Origin of the sequence: Citricoccus nitrophenolicus, from assembly GCF_047305825.1 — a bacterium.
Taxonomy (GTDB): domain Bacteria; phylum Actinomycetota; class Actinomycetes; order Actinomycetales; family Micrococcaceae; genus Citricoccus; species Citricoccus nitrophenolicus.
The window spans coordinates 3,004,920-3,019,428 of sequence record NZ_CP063070.1; the positions used below are offsets into that span (position 1 = coordinate 3,004,920).

Here is a 14,509-nt window from a genome sequence, read left to right on the forward strand (position 1 = left end):
TGTGGCGCAGCACGCACCCGTTGCCCGCCAGAACGAGGAGGTCACCATGGGATCCACCAGCCTGATTCCCCCCACCGCCGGTATGCACCACATGCCCGAGCCGGACCTGTTGCAGGTCCTCTCTCCTCTGGGACAGCGCCGCGAGGATCCTGATCTCGATCCGTGGCTGACAGACATCACGCCCCAGATGCTGACGGGGCTGCATCGGGATATGACCCTCATCCGCCGGATCGACACCGAATGCACCCACCTCCAGCGTCAGGGCGAGCTGGCCCTGTGGCCGCCGCTCTTGGGGCAGGAGGCGGCCCAGGTCGGCTCGGCACTGGCCTTGCAGGCCGAGGACTACGTCTTCCCGTCCTACCGGGAGAACGGTGTGGCCTATCTGCGGGGGATCGATCCGCTGGGGCTCGTCCGGCTGTGGCGCGGATCCACCTACGCCGGGTGGACGCCGGCGGAGCACAACGTGGCCGCGCAGCAGATCATCATCGGCGCCCAGGCGTTGCATGCCGTCGGCTATGCCATGGGGATCACCCGGGACGGCGCGGACGCGGCGGCCATCGGCTACTTCGGCGACGGCGCCACGAGCCAGGGCGACGTCAACGAGGCCATGATCTTCGCCGCGAGCTTCCACGCCCCCGTGGTGTTCTTCTGCCAGAACAACCAGTGGGCCATCTCCGAACCGGTCGGCCTGCAGGCCAAGCGCCATATTGCGGACCGCCCCTGGGGCTTCGGCATCCCGGCCATGCGGGTGGACGGCAATGACGTGCTCGCCGTGATGGCCGCCACACGGCGCGCCCTCGAGCGGGCCCGCAACGGCGGCGGCCCCACCTTCATTGAGGCTGTCACCTACCGTATGGGGCCCCACACCACCGCTGACGATCCCAGCCGGTACCGCGATCAGGAGGAGGTGGAGTCCTGGCGCGCCAAGGACCCCATCGACCGCCTGGAGAGGCACCTGGAGTCGCTGGGGGAGGACCTCGAGGCTGTCCGGGCCGCCGCCACCACCGCGGCGGACGAGATGGCAGCCCAGCTGCGGGCCGGCGTCGCCACCCTGGAGGAGCCCGGACCGGCTGAGCTGTTCGACCACGTGTACACGGAGCCGCACCACGAGCTCGAGCGCCAGCGCGAGCACTACCGCCTCTACCTCGAGCAGTTCGACGGTCCGCAGCTGACGGCGGGTGCCCGATGACCGCTCAGCCGGCCGGCACCGCGGAGACCATGACGTTCGGCAAGGCCATCAATGCCGGCCTGCGCTCCGTGCTGGCGGAGGACCCGAAAGTGCTGCTCCTGGGCGAGGACATCGGCCAGCTCGGCGGCGTCTTCCGGATCACGGACGGGCTGCAGGACGAGTTCGGCGAAGACCGCGTGGTGGACACGCCGCTGGCCGAGTCCGGAATCGTGGGCGCCGCCGTGGGGCTGGCATACCGGGGATACCGTCCCGTGGTGGAGATCCAGTTCGATGGCTTCGTGTACCCGTCCTTCGACCAGATCGTCTCCCAGGTGGCCAAGCTCCACCACCGCACCCGTGGTGCCGTGACCATGCCGCTGACCATCCGCATCCCCTTCGGTGGCGGCATCGGCTCCCCGGAGCACCACTCGGAATCGCCCGAGGCCTACTTCGCCCACACGGCGGGCCTGCGCGTGGTGGCGCCCTCCACGCCCCAGGAGGGCTTCGACCTCATCCGGGCGGCCGTGACCAGCAATGACCCGGTGGTCTATCTCGAGCCGAAGCGTCGGTATCACGACAAGGCGCCGGTGGACCTCTCCGCACCCCTGCGGCCGATGGGGCCGGCCGCGGTGGCCGCGGCGGGCACGGACGTCACCCTCGTGGCCTACGGTCCGCTGGTCAAGACCTGCCTGCAGGCCGCTGAGGCGGCTGCTGCGGACGGGGTCTCGATCGACGTGATCGACCTGCGGTCCCTGGCGCCCATCGACTTCGGGCTGATCGAGGCCTCCGTGCGGCGCACCGGACGGCTCGTGATCGCCCACGAGGCCTCACGCAGCGGTGGCCTGGGAGCGGAGATCGCCGCCACGGTGACCGAACGCTGCTTCCACTGGCTGGAGCACCCACCGGTCCGTGTGACCGGATTCGACATCCCCTACCCGCCGGCCAAGCTCGAGCACCACCACGTGCCGGACCTCGACCGCATCCTGGATGGCGTGGACCGCGCCTTGGAGCGGCCGAATTCGCTCGACTCCCTGGACCCCTTCGCCGCGCCGCGACCGCTCGGCGCCCTGACCGAGAACACCGGAGACGCCTGAGATGCTCAAGATCTTCAACCTGCCCGACCTGGGTGAGGGCCTGACCGAATCCGAGCTGCTGACCTGGAAGGTCGCCGTGGGGGATGCCGTGAAGGTCAATGACGTGCTCGCCGAGGTGGAGACGGCCAAGGCCGTGGTGGAACTCTCCAGCCCGTTCGATGGGACCATCGCCGAGCTCCACGGAGAGTCAGGCACCGTGGTCCAGGTCGGTGCCCCGATCGTCTCCTTCGACCTGCCCGGATCCGAGTCGGAGGAGGCCCCGACCGCAGGGGACGACGCCGGCTCCGGCACCCTGCCGGATGGACGCGTGCCGACGCTGGTCGGCTACGGCGCAGCCGCGGAGGGGGCTGGCCGCCCGGCCCGGCGCACCCGGGTGGGTCGCCCGGCCGCGCCACATCCGGCGCCGTCGAGTCCGCCCGAAGGCGCTCCGGTGACCGCTGCCGCCGTGGGCACGTCCACGGAAGGCTCCGCCGGCACGGCGACGCTCACGGTTGAGCGGCCCCGCTCCACGCCGCCGGTCCGTCGGTTGGCGAAGGACCTGGGGGTCGACCTGTCCGGGCTCTCCGGTACCGGGACCGGGGGAGTGGTGACCCGCGAGGACGTCCAGCGGGCCGCGGAAGGCTCCGGGCCGGCGCCGGGCTCGGGGGCGGCTGCCGCTCCGGAACCCGGCGTTCGCACCCTCGGGGGGCGGCCGCGCACGGAGGAGGAACCGATCCGCTCGGTGCGCAAGGCGACGGCAGCGGCCATGACGGCCAGCGCCTTCAGCGCGCCGCACGTGACCGAGTTCCTGACGGTGGACGTGACGGAGTCCATGGAGCTGCTGGAGGAGTTGAGGCGTCACCGGGACTTCCGGGAGCTGAAGCTGACCCCGTTGACCCTCGTGGCCCGCGCGGCGTGTCTGGCGCTGGAGCGCACCCCGGAGCTGAATGCCCGTTGGGATGGGGACCACGGAAGGATCCTGCGGCAGAACTACGTGAACCTGGGCATCGCGGCGGCCACGCCGCGGGGGCTCATGGTGCCGAACATCACCGATGCCCAGGCCCTGGACCTGGCCGCGCTGGCGGAGCGACTCAACGAACTGACCCACGTGGCACGGGAAGGCGCCCTGCAGCCCGGCCAGCTGACCGGAGGGACGTTCACCCTGACCAACGTGGGGGTCTTCGGGGTGGATGCCGGGACGCCGATCATCAATCCCGGGGAGGCCGGCATCCTCGCCCTCGGCCAGGTCCGGCGGATGCCGTGGGAACACCACGGGGAGATCGCACTGCGGCAGGTCATGACCCTGTCCCTGTCCTTCGACCACCGACTGGTGGACGGCGAGCAGGGCTCACGGTTCCTGGCGGACGTGGGCGCCGTGCTGCGCCGTCCGGGGATGGCGCTGGCCCTGTTCTAGCCGAGCCCTGATCTAGCCGAGCTGCATGACCAGCTCGGTGACCACCTCGGAACGGGCGTTGGAGAAGGTCTTGTCCTCGCCCACCACGGAGAAGCCGCGGCGGGTCAGGATCTTCTGCGAGCCGATGTTGTCGGCCGGGACGTGCGCGCGCAGGGGGCGTTCGGTGAAGGCCTCCAGCAGGGCGTCGACGGCCGAGGTGGTGATCCCCTGACCCCAGAACTCGCGGGCGGTCCAGAACGAGACCTCCGGTTCGGTGCCGATGCCGGAGACCACCACGGCTCCCGCCACCTGGCCGTCCTGCTCGATGGTCCGGACCCGGGTGGCGGGATCCTCCAGCAGCAGCGACCAGTGGTAGTCGAAGACGCCGCGGTCCTGTGGGTTGCGGGGCGCGAAGGCGGCCATCAGGTTCGCCTCGGGGTCCTGCTGATGCTCAAAGAAGTAGTCCAGGTCATCGGACCGGACTTCACGAAGTTGCACGGAAATGGTGACCTCCTCGTCACGGTGTGGCCATCACACTGTACGTGGAATCCTAACCGTCCACCGGACCGGCCAGCAGGGCGGCCAGCGCCATCCGTTCCAACAGGGTGCTCCGGCCGGACTGTTCGGCCGGCGAGCGGCGGACCGAGTGGGGCGTGGAGTTCAACAGTCCGAAGGCGGCCTGGGCCCGGAAGACGGCCGTGTCATGGTCCTCGTCGGGATGCGCTCGGACCAGCTCTCCGGCCCACAGGCCGATGTACGCCCTTTGCAGCCGGACCACCTCGGCGCGCGCCTGCGCCTGAAGGTGTCGCATCTCCCGGTCCTGCACCGCGATGACGTCCCGGTGGGCCACGGCGAACTCCGCCTGGAACCGCACCAGGGCGGTGAGCGTGCCATGGGCGGTTCCCTCCCGGGCCACCACCTGCTGTGCCCCGCCGAGCAGGTCCCGGCTGACCTGTAGCAGGAGTTCTCCGAGCACGGAGTTCTTGCCCGGGAAATGACGGTAGACGCCGGGCCCGCTGATCCCGCAGGCGGCCCCGAGGTCCTCAAGCCGCACGGAGGTGTAACCCCGTTCGGCGAAGAGGTGGGCCGCAGCCTGGAGGAGGGCCTGGCGGCGATCCGCCTTGGCGGTGGCGCGTGCGGTCTGCTCAGTGGTCATCGCGTCCTGGTCGAGGTCGAACGGGCCGGCCCGTTGGTGGACAACGGGCCGGGAGGGTGAATACCATCTCAGCATAACTTCAGTTAATGAACATTCACTCAGATGGGATACACCATGAGCACCATGAATCACTCCGCCTCGTCAGGTCTGGGGCTGGCCGGACCGGAGCTGGACGAGGACTACCGTGATCTGGTGGCCACCGTCCGCGAGTTCGCCGACGAGGTGGTGGCGCCGGTCTCCGCGGAGCTGGACGCCCGTCATGAGTTCCCCTATGAGATCACCCGGCAGATGGGCGAGATGGGGCTCTTCGGGCTGCCCTTTCCCGAGGAGTACGGCGGCATGGGTGGCGACTACTTCGCGCTGGCCCTGGCTCTGGAGGAGCTGGGCCGGGTGAACCAGTCCGTGGCCATCACCTTGGAGGCCGGGGTCTCACTCGGGGCCATGCCGATCCATCGATTCGGCACCGAGGAGCAGAAGAGCCAGTGGCTGCCGCAGCTGGTCACGGCGAAGGCCCTGGCCGGCTTCGGACTGACGGAGCCCAATGGGGGGTCCGATGCCGGTGGCACCCAGACCACGGCCACCCTGGCGGACGGGACCTGGACCGTGAACGGGGCCAAGGAGTTCATCACCAACTCCGGCACGGACATCACCCGGCTCGTCACGGTCACCGCCGTGACCGGGGAGCGTCAGGGGCGGGACGGGGCACCGGCGAAGGAGATCTCCACCATCCTGGTTCCCTCGGACACCCCGGGGTTCACGGTGGGTGGTGCCTACGACAAGATGGGGTGGAACTCCTCGGACACCCATCCGCTGTTCTTCGACGGGGCCAAGGTCCCCGAGGGCAACCTCTTGGGGGATCGTGGCCGCGGTTATGCGAACTTCCTCTCCATCCTGGACGAGGGGCGAATCGCCATCGCGGCGCTGTCCACGGGGGCGGCCCAAGGGTGCGTGGACGAGTCCATCGCCTATGCGCAGACGCGCACGGCCTTCGGCCAGGCCATCGGCAAGAACCAGGCCGTCTCCTTCAAGATCGCCCGGATGCAGGCACGGGCGCACGCGGCCCGGCTGGCCTACTACGAGGCGGCCCACAAGATGCTCGCGGGCAAGCCCTTCAAGACCGAGGCAGCCATCGCCAAGCTGGTGGCAGGTGAAGCGGCCATGGACAACGCCCGGGACGCCACGCAGGTGTTCGGCGGCTACGGATTCATGAACGAGTCCCTCGTGGCGCGCCACTACCGCGACTCGAAGATCCTGGAGATCGGTGAGGGCACCACCGAGGTCCAGCTGATGCTGATCGCACGTTCGCTCGGTCTGTGACGGATCGTGTCCCTGCGGAAACCTTTCCGGCCCGCAGGGGTGTGATCAGGGTCACTGTCCCCTAGTATGAGCGAGTCATACTCGCGGGTAGCCATTCGGCACCACACAGACAGGGGGATATGTGTCTTCAACACCACATCCTGACCTGGCCGACAACGGCCACGTCGATTTCCGAGCCGTCCAGTCCACACCGCAGTTCCAGGAGCTACGCAGTACGCATCGCAGCTTCGTCTTCCCCTGGACCGTGGTCTTCATCGTCTGGTACTTCCTGTACGTGATCCTCGCGGCCTACGCGCCGGAGTTCATGTCCATCAAGGTCATCGGCAACATCAACCTGGGCCTGATCATCGGCCTGGCCCAGTTCGTCTCGACCTTCGTCATCACGGGGCTCTACGTGGCCTTCGCCAACAAGAAGCTGGATCCTCGGGCCACGGACATCCGTGAGGAACTCGAGGCCCTGGACGCGAGCATCGCCAACCAGAGCCTGTCCGGCTCCGGCAACCCGACCGACGGAGGCCAGAAGTGAACGCCCTCTCCCTGCCGGCCCCCCTGCTCACGGCCACCACCGAGGGCACCAACGTCGGTGAACCCTGGCTCAACATGACCATCTTCGGCCTGTTCGTGGCGGTGACCCTCGTCATCGTCCTGCGGGCCTCCAAGAACACCAAGACCGCGGCCGACTACTACGCCGGCGGCCGGTCCTTCACCGGTACCCAGAACGGCACGGCGATCGCCGGGGACTACCTCTCGGCCGCGTCCTTCCTCGGAATCGTGGGGGCCATCGCCATCAACGGCTATGACGGCTTCCTGTACTCGATCGGTTTCCTCGTGGCATGGCTGGTGGCACTGCTGCTGGTGGCCGAGCTGTTGCGCAACACGGGCAAGTTCACGATGGCGGATGTGCTGTCCTTCCGGCTGCGCCAGCGCCCGGTCCGCATCGCCGCCGCCCTGACGACACTCATGGTCTGCCTCTTCTACCTGCTGGCCCAGATGGCCGGCGCCGGAGCCCTCGTCTCCCTCCTGCTGGGCATCGACGAGCGGCTGGGCCAGTCCGTGGTCATCGCGATCGTGGGCGCGCTGATGATCGTCTATGTGCTGATCGGCGGGATGAAGGGCACCACCTGGGTGCAGATCATCAAGGCCTGCCTGCTGATCGCCGGGGCCTTCATCATGACCATCTGGGTCCTGGCCCTGTTCGGCTTCAACTTCTCCGCCCTGCTCGGTGCGGCCGTGGAGCTCAGCCCGGAGGGCGCAGCCATCCTCGATCCAGGCCTGCAGTACGGAATCAGCGAGGTCACCAAGCTCGACTTCCTGTCCCTGGGCCTGGCCCTCGTCCTCGGCACCGCCGGCCTGCCGCACGTGCTGATGCGCTTCTACACGGTGCCGACGGCCAAGGAGGCCCGCAGGTCCGTGGTCTGGGCGATCGTGCTCATCGGCGCCTTCTACCTCTTCACCCTGGTGCTGGGCTACGGCGCCGGCGCCCTGATCGGCCCGGAGCGGATCAACAATGCACCGGGCGGCGTCAACTCGGCGGCCCCGCTGCTGGCCTTCGAACTCGGTGGGCCGCTGTTGCTGGGGCTGATCTCGGCCGTGGCCTTCGCCACGATCCTCGCCGTCGTGGCCGGGCTGACGATCACCGCGGCCGCCTCGTTCGCGCACGACGTCTACGCGAACGTCCTGGCCAAGGGCAAGACGAGTCCGGAGAAGGAGGTCAAGATCGCCCGGCGCACCGTGGTGGTCATCGGCGTCCTGGCGATCATCGGTGGCATCGGCGCCCAGGGGCAGAACGTCGCCTTCCTGGTGGCGCTCGCCTTCGCGGTGGCCGCCTCGGCCAACCTGCCGACCATCCTCTACTCGCTGTTCTGGAAGGGGTTCACCACCCGGGGCGCGCAGTGGTCGATGTACGGCGGCCTCGGCGCGGCAATCATCCTGATCGCCTTCTCCCCGGTGGTCTCCGGCACGGACACGTCCATGATCCTGGGTGCAGACTTCGCCTGGTTCCCGTTGAAGAACCCGGGCATCGTCTCGATCCCGCTGGCGTTCGTGCTCGGCTTCGTCGGCTCGAAGCTGGACCGGCGCACGGAGGACCCGGTCAAGCAGGCCGAGATGGAGGTGCGCTCCCTCACCGGCGTCGGCGCCGAGAAGGCGGTGGACCACTAGTCGCGAGGGGAACGACGGCGGCCGGAGGACCTGTGTGGTCCGCCGGCCGCCGTCGCGGTGCCCGGGTCGTGGAGAATCCTCCCAGTGCATCCGGCCATAATGGACCGGTGACCTCCGAAGCGCCCCGCCAGCCTGTTCCGCCCTTCCTGCCCGACGCCGGCTCCTCCGCGCCCCGCCGGGTCACGTTGATCGGCTCCACCGGTTCGATCGGGACCCAGGGCCTCGACGTCATCGCGGCCGCACCGGACCGCTTCGAGGTGGCCGGACTCTCCGGCGGCTCCAACACCGCTCTGCTGGCCCGCCAGGCCGTCGCCACGGGTGCCGGCGCGGTCGGCAGTGCCACGGCCAGCACGGACGAGCTGGCCGAGGCCATCGCGACGGCCGCCCGCCAGGCCGGCGTCCAGGCGCCCAGCCCGCAGCTGTACTCGGGTCCCACCGCGGCGGCCGAGGTCGCCGCCTGGGAGGGGGCCGACGTCGTGCTCAACGGGATCACCGGGTCCATCGGCCTGGCACCCACGCTCGCGGCACTGCAGGCCGGGCACCTGCTGGCGTTGGCCAACAAGGAATCGCTGATCGTGGGTGGGAGCCTGGTGAAGCAGGCTGCCGCCCCCGGCCAGCTCGTCCCGGTCGACTCCGAGCACTCCGCCCTGGCGCAGGCCCTGCGCTCGGGGTCTGCTGCCGAGGTGCGCCGGCTGGTGCTCACGGCTTCCGGGGGCCCCTTCCGTGGCCGCACCCGGGACCAGCTGGCCACCGTCACGCCGGCCGAGGCTCTGGCCCACCCCACCTGGGACATGGGCCGGGTCGTCACCACCAACTCGGCCTCCATGGTGAACAAGGCCCTCGAGGTCATCGAGGCCCACCTGCTGTTCGATGTGCCCCTGGGGGACATCGACGTGGTGGTCCACCCCCAGTCGATCGTGCACTCCATGGTCGAGTTCACGGACGGCTCCACGATCGCCCAGGCCTCCCCGCCGAGCATGCTCCTGCCGATCGCCCTCGGGATCGGCTGGCCGCACCGCGTGCCCGGCGCCGCGGCCGCAGTGGACTGGACCCGGGCGGCCACCTGGACCTTCGAGCCGCTGGACGAGGATGCGTTCGGCGCGGTCCGCCTGGCCAAGCAGGCCGCAGCGTCCTCCACCACGCACATGGCCGTCTACAACGCGGCCAACGAGGAGGCAGTGGAGGCCTTCCACGCCGGGCGGATCGGCTTCACCGACATCGTCGACACCGTGCGGGCCGCCGTGGAGGACTACGACCCGGCCGCCGTGCTGGGCGGGGAGTCGCTGAGCCTCACGGCGCTCGCCGCCGCCGAGGACTGGGCCCGGGCCGCCGCGCGCCGGCGCTGGGGCGCGGCACCCACCGGCCGGCCGGCAGGAGGCCTCTGAGCATGGAGGTCCTGTGGTTCATCATCGGCGTCCTGGCCGTGGCCGTCGGCATCGCGCTCTCGATCGCCCTGCACGAGATCGGCCACCTGGTCCCCGCCAAGCTCTTCGGCGTACGAGTCACCCAGTACATGGTCGGGTTCGGGCCCACGGTCTGGTCCCGGAGGCGCGGTGAGACCGAGTACGGGGTGAAGGCGATCCCGCTGGGAGGCTACGTCTCCATGGTGGGGATGTACCCGCCCGAACACCCCGAGCAGGGGGAGCGGCCCCGCAGCGCCAGCACCGGCCTGTTCCAGCAGATGGCCTCGGATGCCCGCCAGATCTCCGCCGAGGAGCTGCAGCCGGGCGACGAGAAGCGCATGTTCATCTCGTTGCCCGTGTGGAAGCGGATCATCATCATGCTCGGTGGCCCGTTCATGAACCTCGTCATCGCCTTCGTGCTGACGGCCATCCTCGTCACCTCCACGGGGGTCGCCACCGCCACGACCACCGTGTCCGAGGTGTTCCGCTGCGTGGTCCCCGCGGCCGCCCAACAGGAACGGGCCCCCGCCGGGCAGGAGGGCGCCGAGGCCTGCGAGCCCTCGGACCCGCCCGCCCCGGCCTACGAGGCCGGCCTGGAACCCGGGGACACGGTCACCGCGTTCAACGGCGTGCCCGTGGACGGCTGGGACTCACTCTCCGGGGCCATCAGGGAACGCGCCGGCCAGCCCACCGCCATCACCTGGGAACGGGATGGTGCCGAGATGACCGGCACCATCACCCCGGAGCTGACCGAACGTCCCGTCACGGACTCCAGCGGCAGGCCGCAGAGCAACCCGGACGGCAGCGCCCGGACGGAGGAGGTCGGATTCGTCGGCATGGGCTCGCAGGTCGAGAACGTGCCGCAGCCGGTCACCGCCACCTTCGGCGTGATGGGCCAGCAGCTCAAGGCACCGCTGACGTGGTGGTGGTCCTGCCGGTGAAGTTGTGGGAGACCGCCGTCGCCGTGTTCGGTCCGGCCGAGCGGGACCCCAACGGGCCGATGTCCGTGGTCGGCGTGGGCCGCATCGCGGGTGAGGCCGCCGCGCTGGAGGACGTGCCGATCCAGGACAAGGCCTCACTGCTGCTCTCCCTGGTGGCCGGGGTGAACGTGGCCCTGATGGTGTTCAACCTCATCCCGTTGCTGCCGCTGGACGGCGGCCATGTGGCCGGTGCCCTGTGGGAGTCCATCCGGCGCGGCTGGGCCAAGCTCACTCGGCGCAAGGATCCCGGGGTCTTCGACATCGCCCGGCTGCTGCCGCTGACCTATGTGGTCGGCATCGCCCTGCTGGGCATGGGCGTGCTGTTGATCATCGCGGACATCGTGGATCCCATCCGGATCTTCTGACCTAGGCTGGCCCCATGGCCGAACCACAGAAGATCTTCGCCGTCCACTACAACTACGTCCCCGGGCTCTCGGACCAGCGGGATGTCCACCGCGCCGCACACCGCGAGTTCCTGGTCAGCCTCGGGTCCGCCATGGTGGCTGCCGGCGCCTACGTGGACGATCCGGCCGCGGCCCTGCTGCTGGTCAAGGCGGAGGACTCCGGGTCCGTCCTGGACCTGCTGGACGGGGACCCCTTCAAGCACCACGGGCTGATCGCCTCCACCGATGTCCACGAATGGTCGTGCGCGGTGGGTGACCGCGCGGCCGCCATCCGCGGGAACGGGGCCTGAGTATCGGACGCGCACCGGCGCACCGTGGCTCCCTGAACCGCCGCCACCTGTTGACCGGGATCACCGGGGCCGGCACCCTCGCCGCACTGGCCGCCTGTACCCCGGCGCCGGGCCCCGGTGGGGCGTCGGATCCGGGCGCCGGGCCGTCGTCGGGCACCGCAACGCCGAGCCCCACGCCCACCCCGACGCCGGGCCCGGAACTCCCCGGGGGCGGCTCCACCCTCTTCCCCGGACGCCGGATGGTGGCGCTGTACGGTACCCCGGGGACCGGCTCGCTGGGCTTGTTGGGGGAGCAGGACGTGGACGCCGCGTTGCAGCGCGCTGCGGAGTTGGCTGAGGAGTACGCGCCCTTCAGCGAGGAGCCGGTGATCCCGGCCTTCGAGATCATCGCCACCGTGGCCAGTGCCGCCCCGGGCCCCACGGGGGACTACACGTCCCCGGTGGATGCCGAACAACTGGCCGCGTGGGTCGAGGCCGCCGGCGAGGCGGACACCTATGTGGTGCTGGACCTGCAGCCCGGGACCGAGGACTTCACCACCCAGGCAAAGGCCCTCGAGGCGCTGCTGCTGCTGCCGCACGTGGGACTGGCCCTGGACCCCGAGTGGCGGCTGGAGCCCGGCCATCGCCACAAGGAACAGGTCGGCCGGGTCTTGGCGGCGGAGATCAACGAGACCACCGCGTGGCTCGCGGACCTCGTGGCAGAGCACGAGCTCCCGGAGAAGCTCGTGATCCTGCACCAGTTCCAGACCCGGATGATCCCAGACCGTGCCGAGGTGGCCGAACGCGAGGGCCTGGTGCTCATGGTGCATGCGGACGGCAACGGCTCGGCGGAACAAAAGCTCGAGACGTGGCGTTCCCTGAAGGAGGACCTGCCGTCCGGGATGCGCCTGGGGTGGAAGAACTTCATCGACGAGGACTCGCCGACCTTCACCCCCGAGCGGACCATGACGGAGGTCTCGCCCCAGCCCTGGTTCATCTCGTACCAGTAGACTGGGACGCAAGGAACCTCTCCCCGAACCGCACCAGGAGCTCTGAAGTGCCCGTCAGCCTTGGCATGCCCGCCGCACCACCGCCCGTACTGGCCCCACGCCGGCAGACGCGGCAGCTGCATGTCGGCAGGATCGGTGTGGGCTCGGACCATCAGGTCTCGGTCCAGACCATGACCACCACCAAGACGCATGACATCGGCGCCACGCTGCAGCAGATCGCCGAGCTGACGGCAGCCGGCTGTGACATCGTGCGAGTGGCCTGTCCCACGGACAAGGACGCCGAGGCCCTGCCGATCATCGCGAAGCAGTCCACCATCCCGGTGATCGCGGACATCCACTTCCAGCCCAAGTACGTCTACGCGGCCATCGAGGCCGGTTGCGGCGCGGTGCGCGTGAATCCGGGCAACATCCGGAAGTTCGACGATCAGGTCAAGGAGATCGCCCAGGCCGCCTCGGACCACGGGACCTCCATCCGGATCGGAGTCAACGCGGGCTCGCTGCACCCCGACCTGTTGAAGAAGTACGGCAAGGCCACCCCGGAGGCGCTCGTCGAATCGGCTGTCTGGGAGGCGTCCCTTTTCGAGGAACACGGGTTCCGTGACTTCAAGATCTCCGTCAAGCACAATGACCCGGTGATCATGTCCCAGGCCTACGAGCTGTTGGCCGAGCGCGGCGACTGGCCGCTGCACCTCGGCGTGACCGAGGCCGGCCCCGCCTTCCAGGGCACCATCAAGTCGGCCACCGCGTTCGGCTACCTGCTGGGTCAGGGCATCGGGGACACCATCCGCGTCTCCCTGTCCGCCCCGCCGGTGGAGGAGGTCAAGGTCGGCCTGCAGATCCTTCAGTCGCTGAACCTGCGCGAGCGCAAGCTGGACATCGTGTCCTGCCCCTCCTGCGGACGGGCCCAGGTGGATGTCTACTCGCTGGCCGACGAGGTCACCGAGGGGCTGAAGGATCTGACCATCCCGCTCCGGGTGGCCGTCATGGGCTGCGTGGTCAACGGGCCGGGCGAGGCCCGCGAGGCGGACCTCGGGGTGGCCTCCGGCAACGGCAAGGGACAGATCTTCATCAAGGGCGAGGTGGTCAAGACGGTGCCGGAGGATCAGATCGTGGAGACCCTGCTGGCCGAGGCCCGCCGGATCGCCGCGGAGTCCGGGTTCCAGGAAGGCGGGGAGGGTGCTGATGGCCAGAATCCTGTCCAGGGCGCGCCCGTGGTCACCGTCTCCTGACGATGCCGTCCGCCGGGCCACCGGCGGCACCGTTCGCGTCCTGAGCCACGCCGACACCACTGCGCTCACTGCCCTGGCAGCCACCGACCCGGTGGCGAATTGCTTCGTGGAGTCCATGCTGGAGAAGGGGAGGGACGCCTCTCCCGTACGGTCCGGCGGCTCCCTGTTCCTGGGCATCTCCGGTGCCGGCTCGCCGGCCACCCTGGGCCGTCCCGGTGCCCTGGAGGCGGCCTGCTGGGTCGGGGCGAACGTGGTTCCCATCGGTGCGGACGCGGACTCCGGTGCCCTGTTCGGGGTGGCCCTGACCGCCCTGCACCGTCGGTTCGCCTCGGTCTACGGCCCGCGGGAGGCCGTGATGCACCTGTGGCGGGAGCTGTCCCGTGGCCCCCAGCAGGCCCGCCAGATCCGTGATGACCAGCCGCTCATGGTGTTGCCCGGCAAGCCCGCGGTGGAGCCCTCTCCCCGGGTTCGTCCGGCCCGCCAGGAGGAGTTCTCGGCGGTGCTGCCCGCCTGCGTGGCCATGTTCGAGGAGGAGCTCGGCTTCTCACCCCTGCAGAATGGGGCCGTGCAGTACCGGCTGCGCGTGGAGGACCTGATCCGCAACGGCTGGTCCCTCGTGGACCTGGACGAGACCGGGCAGGTCCGCTTCAAGGCCGATCTGGGAGTGGTGTCCGCCCACTGCTCGCAGATCCAGGGCGTGTGGGTGGCACCGGAGCACCGGGGCCGTGGGCTGGCGGCGCCCGCCATGGCGGCCGTGGCCGAACACGCCCGCGGCATCGCCCCCCGGGTCAGCCTCTACGTCAACGGCTTCAACACGGTCGCCCTGCGCACCTACCGGACGGTGGGGTTCGAACAGGTCGGCACCTTCGCCACGGTATTGCTCTGACGGTGACCTATGCTTTTCCTAGCCAGACGGGAACACCGGCAGCATCCACAGGGGGACCAGA

At 69.7% G+C, this 14,509-nt stretch carries 13 protein-coding genes and 1 pseudogene; 12 read left to right on the plus strand and 2 right to left on the minus strand.

The window, feature by feature from the left end:
* Positions 1-46 precede the first annotated feature (46 nt).
* From pdhA to IMT31_RS13670, 3 genes are read left to right on the plus strand one after another with little or no spacing between them, the layout of a single operon-like run.
* Complete coding sequence (gene pdhA, locus IMT31_RS13660) at positions 47-1,189, plus strand: pyruvate dehydrogenase (acetyl-transferring) E1 component subunit alpha (RefSeq protein ID WP_345358802.1); 1,143 nt, start codon at positions 47-49, stop codon at positions 1,187-1,189.
* Positions 1,186-2,262, plus strand: a complete 1,077-nt coding sequence (locus IMT31_RS13665) for an alpha-ketoacid dehydrogenase subunit beta (RefSeq protein WP_345358788.1) — start codon at positions 1,186-1,188, stop codon at positions 2,260-2,262. Before pdhA ends, IMT31_RS13665 begins: the two co-directional genes overlap by 4 nt.
* 1 nt (position 2,263) lies before the next feature.
* A complete protein-coding gene (locus IMT31_RS13670) occupies positions 2,264-3,655 on the plus strand; it encodes a dihydrolipoamide acetyltransferase family protein (RefSeq protein WP_413543126.1) in 1,392 nt (463 codons plus the stop codon).
* A 12-nt stretch (positions 3,656-3,667) separates the two neighbouring features.
* Here IMT31_RS13670 and IMT31_RS13675 read toward each other — a convergent pair whose 3' ends face one another.
* Complete coding sequence (locus IMT31_RS13675; RefSeq protein WP_345358791.1) at positions 3,668-4,132, minus strand: GNAT family N-acetyltransferase; 465 nt, start codon at positions 4,130-4,132, stop codon at positions 3,668-3,670.
* A gap of 52 nt (positions 4,133-4,184) precedes the next feature.
* Positions 4,185-4,790 carry a TetR/AcrR family transcriptional regulator gene (locus IMT31_RS13680; RefSeq protein WP_345358793.1) on the minus strand — a complete coding sequence of 202 codons (606 nt, stop codon included), beginning with the start codon at positions 4,788-4,790 and terminating at the stop codon, positions 4,185-4,187.
* A 123-nt stretch (positions 4,791-4,913) separates the two neighbouring features.
* Between IMT31_RS13680 and IMT31_RS13685 the strand changes: the two genes are divergently transcribed.
* From IMT31_RS13685 to IMT31_RS13725, 9 genes and pseudogenes are all read left to right on the plus strand, one after another.
* Complete coding sequence (locus IMT31_RS13685; protein WP_413544434.1) at positions 4,914-6,107, plus strand: acyl-CoA dehydrogenase family protein; 1,194 nt, start codon at positions 4,914-4,916, stop codon at positions 6,105-6,107.
* A gap of 121 nt (positions 6,108-6,228) precedes the next feature.
* Positions 6,229-6,633, plus strand: coding sequence for a DUF485 domain-containing protein (locus tag IMT31_RS13690; protein ID WP_345358796.1), 405 nt, complete (start codon positions 6,229-6,231; stop codon positions 6,631-6,633).
* Between the two features lie 74 nt (positions 6,634-6,707).
* On the plus strand, positions 6,708-8,267 hold the full coding sequence (locus tag IMT31_RS13695) for a cation acetate symporter (RefSeq protein WP_345358808.1): 1,560 nt from the start codon (positions 6,708-6,710) through the stop codon (positions 8,265-8,267).
* Between the two features lie 146 nt (positions 8,268-8,413).
* Positions 8,414-9,652, plus strand: a complete 1,239-nt coding sequence (gene dxr / locus IMT31_RS13700; protein WP_413544435.1) for a 1-deoxy-D-xylulose-5-phosphate reductoisomerase — start codon at positions 8,414-8,416, stop codon at positions 9,650-9,652.
* A 2-nt stretch (positions 9,653-9,654) separates the two neighbouring features.
* Positions 9,655-11,015, plus strand: a pseudogene (locus tag IMT31_RS13705) (M50 family metallopeptidase).
* A gap of 14 nt (positions 11,016-11,029) precedes the next feature.
* Complete coding sequence (locus IMT31_RS13710; RefSeq protein WP_413543127.1) at positions 11,030-11,344, plus strand: YciI family protein; 315 nt, start codon at positions 11,030-11,032, stop codon at positions 11,342-11,344.
* Between the two features lie 50 nt (positions 11,345-11,394).
* The gene (locus IMT31_RS13715) at positions 11,395-12,333 is read left to right on the plus strand and encodes a hypothetical protein (RefSeq protein ID WP_413543128.1); all 939 of its coding nucleotides are present in this window, start codon (positions 11,395-11,397) and stop codon (positions 12,331-12,333) included.
* 65 nt (positions 12,334-12,398) lie between these two features.
* Complete coding sequence (gene ispG / locus IMT31_RS13720) at positions 12,399-13,562, plus strand: flavodoxin-dependent (E)-4-hydroxy-3-methylbut-2-enyl-diphosphate synthase (RefSeq protein ID WP_345358169.1); 1,164 nt, start codon at positions 12,399-12,401, stop codon at positions 13,560-13,562.
* Complete coding sequence (locus IMT31_RS13725) at positions 13,516-14,448, plus strand: GNAT family N-acetyltransferase (RefSeq protein WP_413543129.1); 933 nt, start codon at positions 13,516-13,518, stop codon at positions 14,446-14,448. The genes ispG and IMT31_RS13725 overlap by 47 nt, the downstream gene beginning before the upstream one ends.
* Positions 14,449-14,509 lie beyond the last annotated feature (61 nt).